The sequence below is a fragment of the Belnapia sp. AC561 genome (assembly GCF_979252845.1).
In genome coordinates, this window is the sequence record NZ_CEEDBP010000354.1 from 1 (window position 1) to 252 (window position 252).

A 252-nucleotide genomic window follows, 5' to 3' on the forward strand; every position below is an offset into this window, starting at 1 on the left:
AAGACGGACTGGTCAATTTCCAGATCGCGACGCCGTTCAATTCGGATCAGAAGGCGACGATCGACGGCTTCGAGTTCGCCATCCAGCATAACTTCTGGAACACCGGCCTCGGCGTTATCCTCAACTACACGATCGTCAACGGCAATGCGCGGTTCAACAATGCCGCCAACCCGTCGATCGGCCAGTTCGCGCTCGCCGGGCTGAGCGACAGCGCCAACGCGGTGGCGTTCTACGACAAGAACGGCATCCAGG

1 protein-coding gene is annotated in these 252 nt (G+C 59.5%); it reads left to right on the forward strand.

The window, feature by feature from the left end; translation table 11 throughout:
* Positions 1-252 (forward strand): hypothetical protein (locus tag AC0IW9_RS31405; RefSeq protein ID WP_471652204.1); only part of this gene is annotated, 252 nt, incomplete at both ends.